We start from the raw sequence: 20,327 nt of genomic DNA on the forward strand, positions 1-20,327 counted from the left end.
ATGAACCAGGGCCTGAAAAGACTTGTCGCCTGCGCGCTGCTGCTGACACTCGCGGGCTGTTACGGCCCCCGTTACCACCACTACCATCGTGGCTGGCATGACGGGTATGGCCGCCCCCATGGCCCGCCCGGACCCTATCGCGACGGGCCGGGACGCCGGTGGTAAAACCATACGGCCCCCGGCAGGCCATGAACCTGCCGGGGGCCGCAAAAACGCATGCCCCGAAAGCTGCCTGAACAGCCGCTGAGGGCACACTCCGCCAGTCAGGGCGGTTTTTTTCAAAAGGATGGCACCCAAAAACTTCTGTTTGTTATCAGAAGTTTATATTCAGGCCGCCAGTTCCGCATCCGCCGCGGAACCGAAGAACTCAAACCGGATCGCCGCATCAGGCACCCCGGCGGCCTTCAGCACCGCAACCATCTCCCGCATGAAGCCATCCGGCCCACAGATATAGTACACGGTATCCGGCCGGGCCTGCGCCTTCAGCCATGCGGGGGTGAGACGGCCCGCATGCTGCGTGGTGCCTGCATCTTCCGCTGTCTCCAGCGCGGTTTCACGGCTGTAGAACACATCATGCCGGACCCGACCGGTCGTCGCCAGCTTGCGGATGTGCTGGCCGAACGCCTCGGTCTGCGGGGTGCGCGTGGCGTGCACGTAATGGATGGCGGGCGCGCTCTCGCCCGCCATGAGCGTATCGAGCATGGACATGAGCGGCGTCAGGCCCACACCGGCGCTGAGCAGCATGATCGGGGATGCGGCAGGCCCGCCCAGCACGAAGTCACCCGCCGGGGCGGAAACCTGCAGTTCCGTGCCCTCGTGCACGCTGTCATGCAGCCATTCGGACACGACGCCACCGGGGATGCGCCGCACGCTGATGCGGTAGGAAGCCCCGTCCGGCGCGGACGAGATGCTGTAGTTGCGTCGCTGCGAACCATGGCCGGGCACATCAAGCCGGAAGCTGAGATACTGCCCCGGCACATGGCGCATGACCGGCTTTCCATCGGTCGGCACGAGTTCAAAGGAGGTAACCGTCTCGCTCTCACGCACGCGGCGGCCAACGCGGAACGGCCGCCAGCCAACCCAGCCACCCGGCGCGACTTCATGGGACTGGTAGATTTCCTTTTCACGCCCGATCAGCACATCCGCCAGGAACCAGTACGCCTTGCCCCATGCATCAAGGATTTCCGGCGTTGCAGCATCACCCAGCACATGGGCGATCGCGCCCAGCAGCGCCTCCGCCACATAGGGGTAATGCGCGGGCAGGATGTTCAGGCCCACATGCTTTTCAGCAATGCGTTCGATCATGGCCCCCAGCACGCCGGGGTTATCAATATTCCGGGCATAGGCCAGCACCGCCAGCGCAAGCGCGCGCGGCTGCTCGCCATCCTTCTGGTGGGACATGTTGAACAGGTCGCGAATGTCCGGGTTGGCCAGCAGGCGGCGGTACATTTCCGTCGTGATCGCAACGCCGTGCGCTTCCAGCGCGGGGACGCAGGCCTTGATGATGGAACGGGTCGCGTCGTCCAGGGGAGCAGCCATGTTTCACTCCTAAGATGTAAGTTACGCACATCTTTCAATACCCTCTGGAAAAAGATGTCAATGGCGTATATCTTTATGTGATGCGATTGACCCTTCATACCGACTATGCGCTCAGGACATTGATGTACCTGGCCGTCCATACGGATCGCCTGTCCTCGATCCGTGAAATCGCGACGGCATATGGCATTTCGGAAAACCACCTGATGAAGATCATCCATCGGCTTGCCCTGGGCGGTTTTATTGAAACCATCCGCGGGCGCGGTGGCGGCATGCGCCTTGCCCGCCCTGCATCCGCAATCCGCATTGGCGATGTCGTGCGCCATACGGAGGAAGACATGGCGCTGGTCGGCTGCCTGCAATCGGGCGGCGCGAAGGATACGGCCCCCTGCCTGCTGGCCGATGCCTGCCGCCTGCGCGGCGCGCTGGGCGAGGCGCTGGGTTCCTTCATGACGGTGCTGGATGGCTACACGCTGGCGGATGTCGTTACATCCCACGAGCGCCAGCGCCTGGCCTGAACACCGGCGCGCTACGCCCGCGGGGGCAATCATGCAATTTCCGGCCTGATCGCGCGGCTGTTTTCATGGGCCTGTGAGATATTGCTTACGAAGTGATTCCTGTCATCATCGTCCGGCATATTCAGGGGCTGGAGGTTTTCAATGCTTACCCTCTCGGACGATTTCAGGAATTTCCTGATATCCAGTGAAAGTATTTCCGAATCCGAGCTGCACCTTTCAACCCGGATTGTGGAAGATCTTGGTCTGGATGGGTATGATGCCCAGTGTCTCCTGGAGAACTATATCGACACTTTCCCCATAGATGTGGGGGACTTTGATTACTATCGATATTTCCGCGACGAAACACCGTCTTTATTTATTTTTCTTATCATACCCATGCTGTTATTCATGCTGTTCCGGTTCCTGATCTGGCAATGCCTTCTGGGCAAGCCTGCCCCGAAGCGGAAAGATGTCGTGATGACACTGGCCATGCTGCAGCAGGCGATTGATGATGGCGTATGGAACTGCGCGCGCCTCGAATCCCTTGCCGGCACGCAAGTCTATCCCCCTCCCCCCAAAAAACCGGGATGGTTCGCGCGCCTGCGCAACAGGGCGTGACCCGACGGCACGGCCCATGATGATATGCGTCACGCGGCTGTGGCGCCGCAAACGCGCAATGGGCAGTAATGTCACGGCTTGCATGGATAACCTGCCTCATCCAACAAGGGTGAATGACTGACACCCCTGCTCCGCCCGCCATGCGGGTCCGGCGTTTTCTGGGCTCCCCCGCGGGTGGGGCGTCCGTTCTCCTGCTGGCATCGCTGCTGGGGTTCGTGCTGGCGAACTCGCCATGGGCGGCGGGTTATGCCGCCCTGATTACAACACCCCTGCAATTTTCACTGCTGGGCGCACACGGGCCGGAGACGGTCGGCGCATGGGTTTCCGACGGGCTCATGACGCTGTTTTTTCTGGTGGTCATCCTTGAAATAAAAAAAGAAATCGTCTCCGGCCATCTCTCCTCGCCACGGCGCATCGCGCTGCCGCTTATCGGGGCGCTGGGCGGCATGATCGTGCCCGCGCTCACATATCTTCTGGTCACATATGGCCACCCGGAGGCCACGCGCGGCTGGGCCATTCCCGTTGCGACCGATGCGGCGTTCACGCTACCGGTCATCCTTGCGCTCGGGCGTCACGTCTCGCCCGGCGCGCGGGCCTGGCTTATGGCGCTCGCCATTTTTGATGATGTGCTGGGCATTGCCGTCATCGCCCTGTTTTACGGGGATGCACTGTACTGGCCCGCGCTGGTCGGGGCCATGACCCTTGTGGTGGCACTGGTCGGGGCGAACCGGGCCGGGGTCAGGGCATTGTGGCCCTATGCCATGGGGTGCGTCATGCTGTGGGCCGCGCTGCTGGCGTCCGGCCTGCACCCCACCCTTGCCGGGGTCGTGACCGGGCTGTGCCTGCCTGCCACCACGCGCGCGCAGGATGGCGTGCGGGCAACCCCGCTCGACCGCGCGGCGGCCCTGCTTGCGCCCTTTGTCACATGGGTAGTGCTGCCGCTGTTCGGGTTCATGAACGTAGGCGTTTCCCTGGCGGGGCTCCATCCACGCATGATGCTGGGGGCCGTGCCGCTGGGCATCATGGCGGGGCTGCTGGTTGGCAAGCCCGTGGGCGTGTTCGGGGCGACGCTGCTGTCGGTCCGGCTGAAGGTCACCACCCTTCCGGCCGAAACGCCGGTGCGGATGCTGTTTGGCCTGTCGCTCCTGTGCGGGATCGGGTTCACGATCAGCCTGTTCATCGCGAACCTGTCCTTTGGTGGCGCAGCACTGGTTTCGGCCCGGCTGGGCATCTTTGCCGGTTCCGTCATATCCGCGCTGGCGGGCTGGCTCTGGCTGCGTTTTTCACCGCAACCGCCAACGTCGCGCGCCTGAAACACGGGGCTTTGCACCCGCCCCTGCCCGCATTTGCCCGATACCGGATTTGTGATCCGTATTCCCGCCCCCGGCCCCATGGCAGGCCCCTTTTCAACCCGGGCTGCCATGCCTACATCCGCGCTATCGGCGGAATATTCCCCCGAAGTGGAGGTTGCCATGGCTATGGGAACACAGTACCGCGCAAAACCGGACATGATGAGCTGGGTCGGGGCAGGCATTGTCCTGCTGACCCTTGTCCTGTGGCTGTCGTTCATCTTCATCTGAAGCTGGACGCCCGCAGGCCACCATGCCTGACCCAATGTACGCCGCACGAAACATGCCCTGAGGGAGGCCAATAATGTGGATGTACTTCCGGCGCCAGCCCGACAATGCTGGCACATCACAGGCAGGACGGTTGCAGAGATGGGACATTATCGGTCCCGCGCTTCTGGCTGCCGCCTTCGCGCTTTCAACAGCACTCATCTTCTTCGGATAATGGATATCGGGGCCGGAAGCCCGGCATAGGATCGGGCTTCCACCCCGGTTTCAGGAAACCATGCGAAACGCGGGTCAGGACGTTTCCGCCGCATTGCGGGCGACAACGGCATTGGCCTCACGGATGGCGCGGCCTTCATCCCCGGTGCGTTCCAGGCAGTCATTGGCAACCTTTGCCCACAGCTCACACAGGCGCACCGTTGTCGCCTTGTGCGTGTGTCTGGGGGCGTCATCGGCAGTCCAGGGCATCCGGCTTGGTCTCCGGCAGGGGCAGAAGGGTTGTTACACGCATGTCCGCCAGTAACGGGAGGCGGAATGGGCGGTTCCTATACCGCGCCCTGATTGAGCCGCGCGGCCACCATGTACCCGGCGGCAACCGAAAGCATGCCCAGCACGACCGAAAGCCCGACATTGAGCATGGCCCGCCCCGGCGCACCACCGCGCAGCAGGTCAAGTGTCTGCAACGTGAACGAGGAAAACGTGGTGTAGCCCCCGCATATGCCCACCATGAAAAACAGACGGCCCATATCCGAAACGGGGAACCGCCCCGCCGCCGTGGTCAGCGTGCCAAAAAACGCAATGGCGAATGATCCCGTCATGTTGATCGCAATCGTGCCCCAGGGCAGGTTCTGGCTCCACCGCGCCATCCATATCCCGACCCAGTAACGACCCACCGTGCCCAGCGCGCCCCCCAGCGCGATCCACAGGGTCACGCGCAATCTTTCCAGATCCAAAACCATCCTCCTTACCCGTTATCCATACCGCAGGCCCGTACCCTCAATGCTGCAGAAAGACGGGTATTTCCCCACATTCCAGAATGTCCTGCGTCACACTGCCCACCAGGCGGTTGTACAGCGCGCCATGCGCGTATCCCCCCATGACCAGCAGGTCACACCCGCCCGCACGGCACTGGCTCAGGATGACCCTGCTCACGTTTTCCGGTGCGCCATCCGTTATGGGGGGCAGGTACCGCGCCTTTACCCCCGCCAGCAGGTCCGCCAGCACGGATGGCCTGTCCGCATCCGCCCGGATCACCGCCACATCCCCCGCCGCGGCAAGAAGCGGGCGGGCGGACAGGACGGTACGGCGGCACGGCGCGCTATCCTTCCACGCCAGCACGACGTTATGCCCGACCGGACGTGTCCAGCCGGGGGGCACGAACAGCACCGGACGCCCGGATTCAAAGATCGCGGCCTGCACCGCCCGGCGCTTCTGGTCACTGTCATGGGGCCGGGCGGTGCCCAGCACGATCAGGTCCGCCGCGCTGGCATGGGCCTGTATGATGTGGGCGACCGATATTTCCATATCCAGCCAGTTGACTTCCACATCACCCACCAGCCCATCGGCCCGGCTGCGCGCCAGCCAGTCACGGAAGCTGGCGTGCAGGCTGTCGGCCCATTGCTGCTGCGTGGCGCGTATCTGCGCACGCGTGCGGTCGGTGAGCATTTCCTCGGTTGGCAGGATCGTATCTTCGGGCGGTTCGCGCGCGGCCAGCACGTTGAGTGTCGTGCCCCCCGCCCGCCGGACCACATCCAGCGCGGCGGATAGCAGGTCGGGCGCATCACGTGGCAGGTCGGGAATGACAAGGGCGCTTTTCATGGCCGTCAGATCGTGCTCAGCACACCGCCATCAACGCGCACCGATGCCCCTGTGGTGGCGGATGCCTGCGGGGATGACAGATAGACCACCATGTTGGCCACTTCCTCCACCGATGCCGCGCGGCGGATGATCGAGCTGGGCCGGTGCGTCATGACGAAGCCCGCAGCCACTTCCTCCATGGATTTGCCGGTTTTTTCCTGCTCGGGCCGGAGCATGTCTTCCAGCCCTTCGGACAGGGTCGGGCCGGGCAGCACGGAATTCACGGTCACGCCGGTCCCGGCCATCCGTTCCGCCAGCCCGCGCGCGATCGAGACCTGTGCCGTCTTGCTGAAGCCGTAATGGATCATTTCCACCGGAATGTTGAACGCGGATTCAGAGGAGATGAACACGACACGCCCCCAGTCGCGTTCCTTCATGCCCGGCATGTACGCGCGCGACAGGCGCACGCCGGACATGACGTTGATCTCGAAAAACCGGGCCCATTCCTCATCCGGCGTTTCAAAAAAGTCCTTCTGCCCGTAAATGCCCAGGTTATTGATCAGGATGTCACATGACGGATGGGCCGCCACCAGTGCCGCGCATCCTTCCGCCGTGCCCAGGTCGCCCGTAAAGCCGACCGCACTGCCCGCGCCCACGCCGGACAGCGCCTGCACGGCCTGATCCACCGCCGCCTGCCGCCGCCCGTTGACCACAACCAGCGCCCCGCAGGCGGCAAGCCCCTTGGCAATGGCAAGGCCGATACCACCTGTCGATCCCGTTACAATGGCTGTGCGACCGGTAAGATCAATCCGCATGGTATTCTCCCGCAATGGATTAAGGCAGCGCGCATCGTACACAAAATGTCCTGCTGAACAACACGCCAGCCTGCCCCACCCCAACAGCCCGGCACCATGGCGGTTGCAACGGATGGCATGCGGCAGGGCCTTACATGCGCGTATCCATGCCGCCTGTGCGGGCTATGTGACGGCTGGCGGGATGATGTGTGCGTGGGTGAAAAACCGCGCCTGTTCCCGCCATATGGCCCCACCCGCCATGGCGGGTGCGCGGGTGGCGGTCAGCCTTCAGACAACATGCAGTTCCACGCCGTGCTCACGCAGCATGGCGCATATCCGCTCGGGGGGCTGGTGGTCGGTAAAAAAACCGTGGATGTGCGAAATATGGCCCACGCGGCCCATGGGGCGGCGGCCAAACTTGGTCTGGTCGGCCACCAGATAGACACGGCGCGCGTTGCGCATCATGGCCTGTGTCACGCTGATCTCATCGGCATCGAAGTCAAGCAGCGTGCCGTCCTCCTCGATCCCGCTTACGCCGATCACCGCGAAATCGGTGCGGTACTGTTCAATGAAGGTGCTGGCGGTCGAGCCGGTAATGCCGCCATCGTAAAACCGCACCTGCCCGCCCGTGACAATCACCTGAAAATCCGTCTGCGCGGAAAGCGGGCTGGCCACGTGCAGGTTGTTGGTGATGACCCGCAGCGCCTTGTGCCGCCGCAGCGCCTTGGCAAAGGCTTCGGTTGTGGTGCCGATGCTGACGAACAGCGATGAGTTGTCCGGCACATGCCGGGCGGCAAGCTGGCCGATGGCCTCCTTGGCGCGGCGGTTGAGAACCTGCCGCTCCGAATAGGCGATATTCTCGACCGAGGAGACAAGCCCCGCCCCCCCATGGTGGCGCGCGACCAGACCGCGCCGCGCCAGATGGTTCACATCACGGCGGATGGTCTGGACGGCCACGTTCAGCCGCTGGGCCAGTTCCTCGTTCGAGACATAGCCCTGCGTGCGTACCAAGGCCGTGATTTCCCGGTGGCGTTCTTCCGCTGACACGACGCCCCTTACTCCACGCCCACGGCCGCCACGCTGCGCCCGGTGGCCCCCAGATCGGCAAAAGCCTGCTCCAGCCGGGCCACGATGCCATTTTCACCCACGCGCAGCCATTTGCGCGGGTCATACAGCTTCTTGGTCGGTTTGCCGGTGGATGGGGAAATCTGGTGGCTGAACGCCTCCGCATGGTCATGGACATAGCGGCCAACGCTGCTGGCAAAGGCAAACTGGATGTCGGTATCAATATTCATCTTGAACACGCCATACGACACGGCCTCGGTAATCTTTTCCTGTTCGGAGCCGGAACCCCCGTGGAACACCAGCGCCAGCGGCCTGTCCCCGCGCCCGACGGCCCGCGCCACCACCGCCTGCGAGTTGCGCAGAATCTCGGGCCGCAGCTTCACGTTACCCGGCGCGTAAACCCCATGCACATTGCCAAAGGACGCGGCGATGGTGACAAAACCCAGCGGGGAAAGCGCCTGATAGGCTTTGAGCACGTCCTCGGGCTGGGTGTAGAGATGGGCGTTCTCCGCGCCATCATCCACGTCATGGCCAACGCCGTCTTCCTCGCCGCCCGTCACGCCCAGCTCGATCTCGAGGCCGATGCCAAGCGGGGCCATGCGGCGCAGGAAGCTGGCACATTCGGCAATGTTGTCATCCAGCGGCTCGGCCGAAAGGTCGATCATGTGCGATGAGAACAGCGGCCGCCCCGTTTCCTGCACGGCCTGCGCGCTGGCATCGACCAGCGCGGACACCCACGGCAGCAGCTTGCGGTCGGCATGGTCGGTATGCAGGATCACGCATACGCCGTATGCCGCCGCCACCGTGTGGACATGACGCGCCGCCGCCACCGCGCCCAGCACGCGGGCCTGATCGGCGTCCTTCATCCCCTCGCCCGCGTAAAACCGCGCGCCACCGTTGGAAAGCTGGATGATGACATCCGCCCGGTTGCGGGCGGCGGCTTCCAGCACGGCGTTGATGCTGTCGGTGCCGACCACGTTGACGGCAGGCAGCGCGTAGCCGCCATCTCGGCAGGCCTCGACCAGGCGGCGGTAATCCGCCCCGGTCACCACACCGGGTTTCAGGGCCAGACGGGCGGAGGGGGGATGCGCGGTTTCGGTCATGTCGTTTCCCTATTGCTGTTTATTATTGTTGTTATTGCAACGGATGAAATGATCACCAGGTCTTGATGTGGTAGTCGTGATGTCCCTCGACAAACCGGATGGTGCCGGACTTGGAGCGCATGACCAGCGAATGCGTGACCGTACGCCCGCCAAAGGAGCGATGGACACCACGCAGCAGCGCGCCGCCCGTAACCCCGGTGGCGGAGAACAGGACATCGCCACGGGCCATGTCTTCCAGCGCCAGCTTGCGCGACGGGTCGGCGCCGGGGTTCATCTTGCGTGCCCGCGCAACCTGCTCGTCATCCTCGAACAGGAGGCGGCCCTGCATCTGCCCGGTCACGCAGCGCACGGCGGCAGCGGCGAGCACACCCTCCGGCGCGCCGCCGGAACCGGCGTAGATGTCAATCTCGCTATCATCAAGGCAGGCGGCGATGGCGGCGGCCACGTCCCCATCGCTCAGCAGGGTCACGCGGGCACCGGCCTCACGCGTGCGGGCGATCAGTTCCGCATGGCGCTCCCGGTCGAGCGTGCAGAGCATGAGGTCGGACACATCGCACTTCTTCGCCTTCGCCAGTGACTTGAGGTTGGCTTCGATGCTGTTGTCCAGGTCCACCACGCCCTCGGGCAGGAAGGGGCCGACCACGATCTTTTCCATGTAGATGTCGGGGGCGTGCAGGAAGTTGCCGCTTTCCGCCAGCGCCACCACGGTCAGGGCGTTGGGCAGGTTCTTGGCGCACAGGTTCGTGCCCTCCAGCGGGTCCACGGCAATGTCCATGCCGGGGCCGCCGGCACCCACCTTTTCCCCGATGAACAGCATCGGGGCCTCGTCCATCTCACCTTCGCCAATCACCACCGTGCCGTCGATCGCCACCGTGTCAAAGGCGCGTCGCATGGCCTCCACCGCAGCGCCATCGGCTTCGTTCTTGAGGCCGCGCCCCGTCCATGCCGAAGCCGCGACCGCCGCCGCCTCGGTCACACGAACCAGTTCAAGGGCGAGATTGCGGTCCGTAACCTGATAGGGGTTATACCGTGAGGAGGTCATGAAACACTCTTTTCCTGTTCTTGAATGCGAAGGTTACGCCGCCACCGAGGCGCTGAGCGTACGCCGCACCGCCATGTGCCACCCCGCCACCATACTGTCGCGCTGTGCCTTGTCCATCGCGGGGCGGAACAGATGCCCGCGGGTCCAGGTACCCTCCAGTTCGGGTATGCTGCTCCATACCCCGGTTGCCAGTCCCGCCAGAAAGGCGGCGCCAAGGGCCGTTGTCTCGACCTGCTGCGGCCGCTCCACCGGCGTCAGGAGCATATCGGCAAGGAACTGGCAGAACCAGTCATTGACCGACATTCCCCCATCAACACGCAGTGCGCTCAGTTCCCCGCCGCCGTCCTCACGCATGGCGTCCATCAGGTCCAGCGTCTGGTAGGCCACGGATTCCAGTGCCGCGCGCGCAATGTGGGCGGCCGTCGCATCCAGTGTCAGGCCACAGATCAGGCCACGGGCGTCGGGGTCCCAGTGCGGCGCGCCCAGCCCGACAAAGCCGGGCACCATGTACACGCCGTGGCTGTGGGGCACGCGGGTGGCCATGTCATCGGTCTGGGAGGCATGGGTGATCAGGTTCAGCCCGTCGCGCAGCCAGCGGATGGCCGCCCCCGCCACGAAAATCGAGCCTTCCAGCGCATAGGTCGTCTCATCGCCAATGCGGTAGGCGATGGTGGTCAGCATCCGGTTTTCGGAGCGCACGGGCCGGGTGCCGGTATTGAGCAGCGCGAAGCAGCCGGTGCCATAGGTGGCCTTGGCCGTACCGGGGCGGAAGCAGGCCTGCCCCACCATGGCGGCGTTCTGGTCGCCCGCCATGCCTGCCACCTTCAGCGCCTCGCCAAACAGAGCGGGGTCGGTCTCGCCAAAAATTTCGCTGTTGGTACGCACGTCAGGCAGGATGGCGCGCGGCACGTTGAACAGCGCCAGCATGTCATCATCCCACGCGCAGTCATGGATGTTGAACAGAAGGGTGCGCGCGGCGTTGGTCATGTCGGTCGCATGCACGCGCCCGCCGGTCAGCCGCCACAGCAGGAAACTGTCAATGGTGCCGCAGGCCAGCTTGCCCTGTTCGGCACGCGCGCGCGCGCCGTCCACGTTATCGAGTATCCACGCGATCTTGGTGGCCGAGAAATACGGGTCAAGCAGCAGGCCGGTGCGTTCGCGCACAAGTGCCTCGTGCCCCTGTTCGCGCATGCGTGCGCACACGGCGGCGGTGCGGCGGTCCTGCCACACGATGGCGCGATGCACCGGCGCGCCGGTTTCACGGTCCCAGACCACTATGGTCTCGCGCTGGTTGGTAATGCCGATACCCGCGATGGTGGCCGGGCCGCCTACCTTTTCAAGGGCTTCACGCGCGGTGGAGAGGACGTTGGACCAGATTTCCTCCGCGTCATGCTCCACCCAGCCCTGATCGGGGTAATGCTGCGCGAATTCCACGCGCGCGACCGCCAGGGCCGTGATGTCGCGGTCGAACACGATGCTGCGGGTCGAGGTCGTTCCCTGGTCGATAGCAAGAATTCTGTTTTTCTTGTTCATTATTGTCTCCTGCCCGGACGGGCGGATGCTGGATTGGGGCCATGGCCGCCTGTAACACCCATGGCCGGTATGTCACGAAACCGCTGGCGTCGCGACCGGGTGGCGGTCACGCAGGTAGGCATCCAGCCGCGCTGCGTCCTCATCCGTCACATGCAGGCCCAGGCGTGAGCGCCGCCACAGGATATCCTGCGTGGTCTGCGCCCATTCCCGTGCAACCAGATAATCAACTTCACGCGCGCTCAGCCCCGCGCCGAACTGCTCGCCCATGTCGGCCATGCTGCGGGCATCCCCCACGATCTCGCTGGCGCATGAGCCGTAATTGCGCACCAGGCGCCAGCACAACTGCGCATCAAGGAAAGGGGCCTGCGCGGCAAGGCGGCTGACTGCGCCCTCAAACCCGTCCACGCCCAGATTGCCGCCGGGCAGCACCCGGTCCGCCGTCCAGCCCGGCGCACGCAGCACCGGCAGGAAGGGCTGGAGCTTTTCGATCGCGTGTTCCGCAAGGCGGCGGTAGGTGGTGATCTTGCCGCCGAATATGGACAGCATCGGGGCCTGATCGCCCTGCGTATCGACATCCAGCACGTAATCACGCGTAACGGCGGAGGCGTTCGCCGCCGCGTCATCATACAGCGGGCGCACCCCGGCGTAGCTCCACACCACATCATCGGGCGTGACCGGCTTCGTGAAGTAGCGGCTTACGCTTTCACACAGGTAGGTGATTTCCTCGGGCGAGATCTCGACATGGCCGGGGGCCTGCGTCCACGGCACGTCCGTGGTGCCGATCAGGGTGAATTTCTGCTCGTAGGGAATGGCGAAGACGATGCGCTTGTCCGGGTTCTGCAGGATGTAGGCCTGCGGCCCGTCAAACAGGCGCGGCACCACGATGTGGCTGCCCTTGACCAACCGCACCTGCTTGGTGGAGTTCACATGCGCGCGCTCACGCAGCACCTCGCTCACCCACGGGCCACCGGCATTGACCAGCACACGTGCGCGCACGGTGGTGCGCCCACCGGTGCGGACATCCTCGATCGCGGCTTCCCACATGCCATCCACCCGGCGCGCGCTGACCAGACGGGTGCGGGTGCGGATATCCGCGCCACGGGCAAGGGCGTCCATCGCGTTGAGCACCACAAGCCGGCTGTCCTGCACCCAGCCATCGGAATAGGCGAAACCGCGCGCCAGTTTGCCGTTGAGCGGCCTGCCTGCGGAACTGGTGCGGAAATCAAGCGATTTGCACTTGGGCAACGTCATGTTGGGGGCGAGATGATCGTACAGGAACAGGCCCAGCCGCAGCATCCACGCAGGCCGCGCCTGCGGGGTATAGGGCAGCACGAAGCGCATGGGCCAGATGATGTGGGGTGCGATGCGCAGCAGCTTCTCGCGCTCGATCAGGGCTTCGCGCACAAGGCGGAATTCATAATATTCCAGATAGCGCAGGCCGCCATGGATCAGCTTGGTGCTGGCGGACGAGGTATGGCTGGCAAGGTCGTCCTGCTCCACCAGCAGCACGGATGCGCCGCGCCCCGCCGCATCGCGCGCGATGCCTGTGCCGTTGATCCCCCCGCCCACGACCAGCAGATCGACCGGGCCGCCGCCCGTGGGGTCGGGGCGGAATGTTTCGTCCATGGACGCCATGTAGATGTTCCTCCTGATGCGGATGTTCGTAAACGAACATTATGCGCATTTCAATAGGGGAACCGCACATTGGCCATGACCGTTACACGAAATGCCAGAAGCCTGAATATTGGAAATAACCGCCATAAATCCGCCACGATAAGAAGATTGCCCCTCCGGGCCTGTTTTTGTGCAGGTGCGAAAACGCGCAGCCGGTGCAACCTGCACGCCCCTACCAACGCAGACCGGCGCGGCAGGTTGCGCCGGATGCATTTTGCCAAGACATACTACGCAATCTTACAAAATATGCACCGGGGCCGGGACTAGGCGGGCGCTTGCGCCGCCGGGGCACGTCATGTCCCTTCCCCACACCATGATGTTCGTTTAAGAACATGTCAGGGCCTGCAGCCGGCACGGGCCGACAGGGCTTTCCCATCAAACGATAATAAAAGAATCAAAGTGGGTCGAAATGCTGAAAAACCGTCAATTCCTGGGCGAGCTGATTTCGGAATGCATCGCCGTCATGATCATCGTGCTGATCGGTGATTCCGTGGCCGCCATGTACACGCTGTACGATCCCAGCCCGTACAAATTCTCCTACTGGGGCGTCTGTATCGTATGGGGGCTGGGGGTCACCATCGCCATCTACATAACCGGCAGCGTGTCCGGCACGCACGCCAATCCGGCGGTCACGATGGCGCTGGCGCTCTATCGCGGCTTTTCATGGCGCAAGGTGCCCGGCTACTGCGCAGCACAGGTGGCGGGGGGCGTGATCGGGGCGGCGCTGGTCTATGCGCTGTACCAGCCGGTCATTGACCATTTCAACCTGGCGCAGGGCCTCTCCCGCGCCGATGGCGGGGCGGCGGGGGTATTCTTCACCCATCCGGGCGAACACATAACGCCGCTGCACGCGCTGGTGGATGAAACCATCCTGACCGCGCTGCTACTGTTCGGCATTTTCGCCATTACGTGCGAGTACAACACCGTGGCCCCGCAGGCCAATTCCAGCGCGCTCATCATCGGGCTGCTCGTGGCCAGCATCGGGGCCTGCGCGGGTTATCTGGAGGCATGGGCCATCAACCCCGCGCGTGATTTCGGGCCGCGCCTGTTCTGTTACCTGATGGGCTGGGGCAACTCGGCCTTTCCCTCCCCCGGCAGCTTCTGGTGGGTGCCGGTTGTCGGCCCGCTATGTGGCGGTGTGATTGGCGCGGGGTGCTACCAGTTCCTGATCCGGCCGTTCATTCCCCGCAACGCAGCCACGCTCTCGCCGCCCGCGCCGTAATGCCGTGGCCTGCCTGTCCGTATCGTGAAAACAGGCAGGCCATCCGCCAGCACAGGCACCCGTAGGCAAGGTGCCGGGGCAGCGCCCTAACGCTGCACGACGGTGCGGATGGCGAAATTGCTCTGTATCCGCGCCACGCCGGGCATGCGGGAGAGTTCCTCCTTGTGGATGCGCTCGTAATCCGCCGGGTCACGCGCTTCCACACGGACAAGGTAATCGGCGTCCCCCGTCATCAGGTAACATTCGCGCACATCGGCACATTCGCGCACGCGGGCCTCGAACCGGCGCAGACATTCCTCCGTCTGGCGTTCGAGAGTGATGTGGACGATCACCGTGCTCATGCCGTGGACCGAGCGCTCATCGACCAGCGCGCGGTACCCGCGGATCACCCCCTCCTTTTCCAGCAGGCGCACCCGGCGCAGGCATGCCGAAGGCGACAGCCCGACGCGCTGCGCCAGTTCCGCGTTACTCATCCGCCCGTCATGGCGCAGGTTGCGCAGTATGGCGTCTGTCATCCGGTCGAATGGCATGGTGAATTTTCCACCTGTTTTGGCACATGATTGTGTTTACGCCACAATAATCGCATAAAATTGCGTTAAACGACAGGACATTCCGTTGCCTGATCCATACGATCAGAACTGCCCTGTCCCGTTTCGTGGAGTAAGCCCCGCATGCAAGACCTGCCTTCTCCCCTGCCCACATCCGGTTGGGCCGCGCCGGGCGCTGGCGCGTTGCTGGAAATCAGCCTGGGGGCGATCGCGGCCAATTACGGCATGCTCAACGCCCGCACCGGCGGCGCCACCTGCGCCGCCGTGGTCAAGGCCGATGCCTACGGGCTGGGCGCACAGCAGGTCGCCCCCGTGCTGGAAAAGGCCGGGGCGAAGGTCTTTTTCGTCGCCCATCTGGAAGAGGGCGTGCGCCTGCGCGCCCATGTCTCCCCCACCGCGCTGATCATGGTCCTGCATGGCCCCATGCCGGGCACGGAACAGGATTTTACCCGCCACGGCCTGTGGCCGGTGCTGAACAGCATGGAACAGATTGCGGGCTGGCGCGCCCATGCCCGGCGGGTGGGCAGCCCCCTGCCCGCCGCCATACAGCTTGACACCGGCATGTCGCGCTTTGGCCTGTCGGATGCGGATGTGGGGGTGCTGGCGGCGGATTCCACGCTGCTGGCGGGAATCGCCACGCGCCTTGTCATGAGTCACCTCGCCTGCGCGGACACGCCCGACCACCCCGCCAACGCCATGCAGCGCGCGCGGCTTCTGTCCATGGCCACCCGCCTGCCTGCGGCCCCGCTGGCGCTTTCGGCCTCATCGGGCATTTTCCTCGGGCCGGATTACCATCTCGACCTCGTGCGGCCCGGTGCTGCGCTGTACGGGCTGACGCCGGACGCCACCCGCCCCAACCCGCTGCACCCCACGGTGCGCCTGCGCGCGCGGATCGTGCAGGTGCGCACCATCGGGGCGGGAGACGGCGTGGGCTATGGCCTGACATGGCGGGCCAGCGGGCCGCGCCGGATCGCAACACTGGGCATTGGCTACGCGGACGGGTTCCTGCGCCACGGGGCCGATGGCGGCAGCGCGTGGCTGGATGACCGGCGCCTGCCGATCCTTGGCCGCATTTCCATGGATTCCACCACCATCGACGTAACCGACGTGCCGCAGGCCGTGCTCGATGCCACCACGCATGTGGACATGATCGGCCCGCACCACGGGGTGGATGATGTGGCGCGCTGTGCCGGCACCATCGGTTACGAGGTGCTGACCGCCCTTGGGTCCCGTTTCCATCGCGCGTACCTGCCGCAGGCCGCGTAATACGCTTTCACCCGCCACATAAGGCAATTGTGTCATGAAAATCATTGTTCTGGGTAGTGGTGTCGTCGGTGTGACATCGGCATGGTATCTCGCGCAGGCGGGTCATGAGGTCACGGTCGTTGACCGCCAGCCCGCCGCCGGGCTTGAAACCAGCTTCGCCAATGCCGGGCAGGTCTCGCCGGGGTATTCCTCCCCCTGGGCCGGGCCGGGCGTGCCGTTCAAGGCCGTCAAATGGCTCATGATGAAATACCGCCCCTTCGTGTTCTGGCCCATGCCCGACCCGCACCTGTGGAAATGGCTGGTGCAGATGCTCGAAAACTGCACCACCCCCGCCTATGCCCGTAACAAGGGGCGGATGGTGCGCGTGGCGGAATACAGCCGCGACATGATGCGCGAACTGCGCGCCAGCACCGGCATTGCCTATGATGACCGCCAGATGGGCACGTTGCAGATCTTCCGCACGCAAAAGCAGATGGACGCCATAGCGGGCGACATCCGGGTGCTGGAACAGTTCAATGTGCCCTATGAGATTCTGGACCGCGAGGGCTGCGTGAAGGCCGAGCCGGGGCTGGCCACGAGTGCGGGGAAATTCGTTGGCGGCCTGCGCCTGCCCGGTGACGAGACGGGGGATGCCTTCATGTTCACCCAGCGCCTTGCGGCGCTGGCGGCGGAAGCGGGCGTGACCTTCCATTACGACACCGCCATCCGCACCATGACGGAGGAAGGCGGCCGCATTACCGGCATCGAGACCAGCCGGGGCCGCATGGTGGCGGATTCCTATGTCGTGTCACTGGGCAGCTATTCCCCCGCCCTGCTGCGCCATCTGGGGCTGGACCTGCCGATCTACCCGGTCAAGGGCTATTCCCTGACCGCCGATATCGTGAACGAACACCAGGCCCCGCGCTCCACCATCATGGACGAGACGTTCAAGATCGGCATCACCCGGCTGGGCAACCGTATCCGGGTGGGCGGCACGGCGGAGCTTGCGGGCTTCTCGACCAGGCTGCGCGCGCCACGGCGCGAAACGCTGGAACATTCGGTGCGCGACCTGTTCCCCGGTGGGGGTGACATCGGGCAGGCCCTGTTCTGGACCGGCCTGCGCCCCATGACCCCCGATGGCACGCCCATCATCGGCCGCACGCGGTATGACAACCTGTTCCTCAACACCGGCCATGGCACACTGGGCTGGACCATGGCCTGCGGTTCGGGCCGGGTACTGGCCGACATCATGTCCGGCCGCATGCCCGACATCGCGCATGAGGATCTGGGGCTGGTGCGCTACGGCCAGTAAGGCCGGATCACGTTGTCACCCTCCCCCACCGCGGCCGTGATCGTGATGGGGGAAAACCCTTCGGGCAGGTCATCACCACGCTGGCGCACGACACGATAGACCGTGCTGCGCAGCCAGCGGTGCACGGGGTCGCTGTCACGGCGGGGGTGCCACGCCTGGAATGAACGCACCGGCGGCAGTTCGAAGGGGAATTCGAACTCCGCCAGATGCATCGAACGGATGGGCAGGTAATCAATGGCGATGCCCGGCAGCGGCAGGATCATGTCCGTCATGCGCAAGGTCTCGACCATGGCGTAATAGGTGGGCACGACCATCACTACCCGCCGCCGCAGGCCAAAGCGCTCGCGCAGCACCACATCAATCGGCCCGTGCAGCCGCCCCCGGCGCGATACGCTTATATGTTCGTACCGCACGATGGAGGCCGGCGTGATCCCCTCGGCCAGAATGGGGTGATCCGCACGCACCAGGGCGCGGAAACTGGTGGGGAACAGGCTCTGCTTGCGTATGTCGGGTCGCATGTCGTCCGATGCGCCCAGATAGAGGTCAACCCGCCCGTCGCGCAGGTCGTTGCTGGGTTCATCGTCCGTTTCGGGGGCGAAGGTGATGGTGCAGCCGGGGCAGTCCTGCCGCAGGGCTGCAAGGATGGCCGCCCCGAACGCGCCGACGATCAGGTCATTGGCGCGCAGCATGAAATGGGGGGAAAGACCGGCAAGGTCGGGGGTTTCCTGCTCCTCAAGCAGGGCGTCCGCCCCATCGACAAGGGCGCGCACGCGGTCCCGTATGCCCAGTGCAAAGGTGGTCGCGACCATGCGCCGCCCCGATGGCACGAGTATCTGGTCCCCGAAGATCACGCGCAGCTTGGCCAGGCTCCGGCTCATGGCGGCCTCGCTCATCTTCAGCCGGCGCGCGGCGTGGGAGACGCCCTCCTCCTCAATCAGCACCTGAAGGCTGCGCAGCAGGTCGAGATCGTACCGTTTTCTCATACGCCGTGTTCCCTGCCGCCTATCCGAAACAGAACCGTTTGGATTATCCTAAAAAAATGGATTTGACCAATCCGTAAAATGGAGGTGTCAACCCGCGCGATCATGGGTATTCGCACCAGCCCCGCACCGCGATCATGTCCCGGCCATTCCTGTCGGACCGATTGATGTGAACGCTGCCCCCTCACCCGCCGCCCCTTCCTACATTCCCCCGTTTGGCGTGCGTACGGTCGTGGGGTGCCTGGGGGTGCTGCTGGCCGTGCATGTTGCCGGGTTTAATGAACATATAACGGAAATCGGCCTGCCCGATATCCGTGGCGCGATGCATATCGGTCACGATGAGGGGACGTGGTTCACCTCCATCTATGAAATGTTCAACATCGCGGCCATGGCGTTCACGCCGTGGTTCTATGTCACGTTCTCCATCTACCGTTTTTCCCTGTTCATGACGGCTCTGCTGGGGCTGCTGGCCATTCCCGCACCCTACATGCCCGACATGACCACGCTGTGCATCCTGCGCGGGGCGCAGGGGCTGGCGGCGGGGTGCCTACCGCCCATCCTCATGACCGTCATGCTCAAATACCTGCCTGCCCCCATCCGGGTGTTCGGCATTGGCGGGTATGCCATGAGCGCTACCTTCGGCCCCAACCTTGGCGGCCCGCTCGAGGCCATGTGGTTCGAGGGTGTCGGCTGGCAGTGGCTGTACTGGGAGACGCTGCCGCTATGCGCCATCGCCGCCGGCATGATCGCGTGGGGCCTGCCGCGTGATCCCTCGCACTGGGGGCGATTCCGCAACTTCAACTGGCGCGGCTTCGTGCTGGGTGCGCCCGCCATCATGTGCGTGGTTACGGTGCTGTACCAGGGCGACCGGCTGGACTGGTTCCGCTCGCCGCTCATCACGCACCTGACGTGCTGGGGGCTGGCGCTGTTCATCGCCTTCCTTGTGCATGAATGGTTCCATCACAGCCCGTTCTTCCGCATCCAGTTCTGGGGCAACCGCAATATCGCGATGTCCCTGCTGACGCTGATCGCCTCGCTCATGATCTGTGCGCTCATGACCGAGATCCCGTTCACCTACCTGGCCGAGATACGGGGCTACAGGCCCGTGCAGGCGGCCCCCATCGCGCTGGTGGTCGCGCTGCCGCAGCTTGTGCTGCTGCCGCTTACGGCGGCCCTGTGCAACATCCGCGCGGTGGACTGCCGGTACGTGCTGGCCATCGGGCTTGCCTGCCTTGGGGGGGCGGCATGGCTGGGTACGTGGCTGACGCCGGACTGGGTGCGCGACAACTTCCTCATCATCCAGATCCTGCAGGTCTTCGGCCAGCCGATGGTGGTCATCCCGACCCTGATGCTGGCAGCACTGGCGCTGGGCCCGGCCGATGGCCCGCTGATCTCGGGCATGGTGAACATGCTCAAGGGCATGGCCAACGCCATTGCCACCGCCCTGTTCGAGATCATGCTGCGCAGGCGCGAGCAGTACCATTCCGCCATGCTGCTGGACATGCACGGCACCCACGGCACGGCGCTGGATGGCATGGGTGATCCCATTGGCGCGCAGATTGGCGCGACATCGCCCGACAGCGGGCACATCGCGCGCAATGCGCTGCAGATTTTCCATACCTACGTGCATGAACAGTCCACCGTTCTGGCGCTGGCGGACATCTACCTTGTGGTGGTGTGGATCTGCGCCTTTTTCCTTGTCCTGACAGCCATCCTGCCCGGACGCATCTATCCCCCGCGCGCGCCGGTCCCGGCGCCCGCCGCGCACTGAACCGATCGGGTCCAAAACC

Annotated in this window: 20 protein-coding genes; 8 read left to right on the forward strand and 12 right to left on the reverse strand. The window is 64.4% G+C overall.

From position 1 onward, the window contains the following. Window positions 1–165 carry a hypothetical protein gene (locus DY926_RS17390; RefSeq protein ID WP_158552030.1) on the forward strand — a complete coding sequence of 55 codons (165 nt, stop codon included), beginning with the start codon at window positions 1–3 and terminating at the stop codon, window positions 163–165. Between the two features lie 162 nt (window positions 166–327). Here DY926_RS17390 and hmpA read toward each other — a convergent pair whose 3' ends face one another. Beyond that, window positions 328–1,539, reverse strand: a complete 1,212-nt coding sequence (hmpA, locus tag DY926_RS14340; RefSeq protein ID WP_116703987.1) for an NO-inducible flavohemoprotein — start codon at window positions 1,537–1,539, stop codon at window positions 328–330. 80 nt (window positions 1,540–1,619) lie between these two features. Between hmpA and DY926_RS14345 the strand changes: the two genes are divergently transcribed. The 3 genes from DY926_RS14345 (at window position 1,620) to nhaA (ending at window position 3,964) form a co-directional block, all read left to right on the forward strand. After that, window positions 1,620–2,054 carry an RrF2 family transcriptional regulator gene (locus DY926_RS14345; RefSeq protein ID WP_116703988.1) on the forward strand — a complete coding sequence of 145 codons (435 nt, stop codon included), beginning with the start codon at window positions 1,620–1,622 and terminating at the stop codon, window positions 2,052–2,054. Between the two features lie 141 nt (window positions 2,055–2,195). Next, complete coding sequence (locus DY926_RS14350; protein WP_116703989.1) at window positions 2,196–2,651, forward strand: DUF1493 family protein; 456 nt, start codon at window positions 2,196–2,198, stop codon at window positions 2,649–2,651. Between the two features lie 113 nt (window positions 2,652–2,764). Next, window positions 2,765–3,964 carry a Na+/H+ antiporter NhaA gene (gene nhaA / locus DY926_RS14355; RefSeq protein WP_116703990.1) on the forward strand — a complete coding sequence of 400 codons (1,200 nt, stop codon included), beginning with the start codon at window positions 2,765–2,767 and terminating at the stop codon, window positions 3,962–3,964. 552 nt (window positions 3,965–4,516) lie between these two features. Here the strand turns inward: nhaA and DY926_RS17595 are convergent. The 9 genes from DY926_RS17595 to glpD all read right to left on the reverse strand — a co-directional run bounded on the left by DY926_RS17595 (window position 4,517) and on the right by glpD (window position 13,191). After that, window positions 4,517–4,690, reverse strand: coding sequence for a hypothetical protein (locus tag DY926_RS17595; protein WP_186336185.1), 174 nt, complete (start codon window positions 4,688–4,690; stop codon window positions 4,517–4,519). Window positions 4,691–4,767: 77 nt separating this feature from the next. Next, a complete protein-coding gene (gene crcB / locus DY926_RS14365) occupies window positions 4,768–5,181 on the reverse strand; it encodes a fluoride efflux transporter CrcB (protein ID WP_116703992.1) in 414 nt (137 codons plus the stop codon). Between the two features lie 37 nt (window positions 5,182–5,218). Beyond that, window positions 5,219–6,040: a universal stress protein gene (locus DY926_RS14370; RefSeq protein WP_116703993.1), complete on the reverse strand. Its 822-nt coding sequence runs from the start codon at window positions 6,038–6,040 to the stop codon at window positions 5,219–5,221. Between the two features lie 5 nt (window positions 6,041–6,045). Then, window positions 6,046–6,834: an SDR family NAD(P)-dependent oxidoreductase gene (locus tag DY926_RS14375; protein WP_116704021.1), complete on the reverse strand. Its 789-nt coding sequence runs from the start codon at window positions 6,832–6,834 to the stop codon at window positions 6,046–6,048. A gap of 267 nt (window positions 6,835–7,101) precedes the next feature. Beyond that, a complete protein-coding gene (locus tag DY926_RS14380; protein ID WP_116703994.1) occupies window positions 7,102–7,860 on the reverse strand; it encodes a DeoR/GlpR family DNA-binding transcription regulator in 759 nt (252 codons plus the stop codon). Between the two features lie 8 nt (window positions 7,861–7,868). Next, window positions 7,869–8,981 carry a class II fructose-bisphosphate aldolase gene (gene fbaA, locus DY926_RS14385; RefSeq protein ID WP_116703995.1) on the reverse strand — a complete coding sequence of 371 codons (1,113 nt, stop codon included), beginning with the start codon at window positions 8,979–8,981 and terminating at the stop codon, window positions 7,869–7,871. Window positions 8,982–9,033: 52 nt separating this feature from the next. Further along, on the reverse strand, window positions 9,034–10,023 hold the full coding sequence (glpX, locus tag DY926_RS14390) for a class II fructose-bisphosphatase (RefSeq protein WP_116703996.1): 990 nt from the start codon (window positions 10,021–10,023) through the stop codon (window positions 9,034–9,036). 33 nt (window positions 10,024–10,056) lie between these two features. Further along, window positions 10,057–11,556 (reverse strand): glycerol kinase GlpK, encoded by a 1,500-nt coding sequence (glpK, locus tag DY926_RS14395; protein ID WP_116703997.1) that lies wholly within the window; start codon window positions 11,554–11,556, stop codon window positions 10,057–10,059. Between the two features lie 72 nt (window positions 11,557–11,628). Continuing rightward, on the reverse strand, window positions 11,629–13,191 hold the full coding sequence (gene glpD / locus DY926_RS14400) for a glycerol-3-phosphate dehydrogenase (protein ID WP_116703998.1): 1,563 nt from the start codon (window positions 13,189–13,191) through the stop codon (window positions 11,629–11,631). A gap of 448 nt (window positions 13,192–13,639) precedes the next feature. Here glpD and DY926_RS14405 point away from each other — a divergent pair, with 448 nt between their 5' ends. Continuing rightward, the gene (locus DY926_RS14405; RefSeq protein ID WP_116703999.1) at window positions 13,640–14,452 is read left to right on the forward strand and encodes an MIP/aquaporin family protein; all 813 of its coding nucleotides are present in this window, start codon (window positions 13,640–13,642) and stop codon (window positions 14,450–14,452) included. Between the two features lie 86 nt (window positions 14,453–14,538). On the opposite strand, the gene DY926_RS14410 is transcribed toward DY926_RS14405, so the two are convergent. After that, window positions 14,539–14,982, reverse strand: a complete 444-nt coding sequence (locus DY926_RS14410) for an Lrp/AsnC family transcriptional regulator (RefSeq protein WP_116704000.1) — start codon at window positions 14,980–14,982, stop codon at window positions 14,539–14,541. A 141-nt stretch (window positions 14,983–15,123) separates the two neighbouring features. On the opposite strand from DY926_RS14410, the gene alr reads away from it, so the two are divergent. Continuing rightward, entirely contained in the window at window positions 15,124–16,266 is a 1,143-nt protein-coding gene (gene alr / locus DY926_RS14415) for an alanine racemase (RefSeq protein WP_116704001.1), read from the forward strand. Between the two features lie 34 nt (window positions 16,267–16,300). Continuing rightward, a complete protein-coding gene (locus tag DY926_RS14420) occupies window positions 16,301–17,557 on the forward strand; it encodes a D-amino acid dehydrogenase (RefSeq protein WP_116704002.1) in 1,257 nt (418 codons plus the stop codon). Here the strand turns inward: DY926_RS14420 and DY926_RS14425 are convergent. Further along, on the reverse strand, window positions 17,545–18,540 hold the full coding sequence (locus tag DY926_RS14425; protein WP_116704003.1) for a LysR family transcriptional regulator: 996 nt from the start codon (window positions 18,538–18,540) through the stop codon (window positions 17,545–17,547). The genes DY926_RS14420 and DY926_RS14425 overlap by 13 nt on opposite strands. 166 nt (window positions 18,541–18,706) lie before the next feature. Here DY926_RS14425 and DY926_RS14430 point away from each other — a divergent pair, with 166 nt between their 5' ends. Then, window positions 18,707–20,308, forward strand: coding sequence for an MFS transporter (locus DY926_RS14430; protein ID WP_116704004.1), 1,602 nt, complete (start codon window positions 18,707–18,709; stop codon window positions 20,306–20,308). Window positions 20,309–20,327: the final 19 nt, after the last annotated feature.

The sequence above is a fragment of the Komagataeibacter melaceti genome (assembly GCF_003403295.1).
In the GTDB taxonomy this organism is placed as follows: domain Bacteria; phylum Pseudomonadota; class Alphaproteobacteria; order Acetobacterales; family Acetobacteraceae; genus Komagataeibacter; species Komagataeibacter melaceti.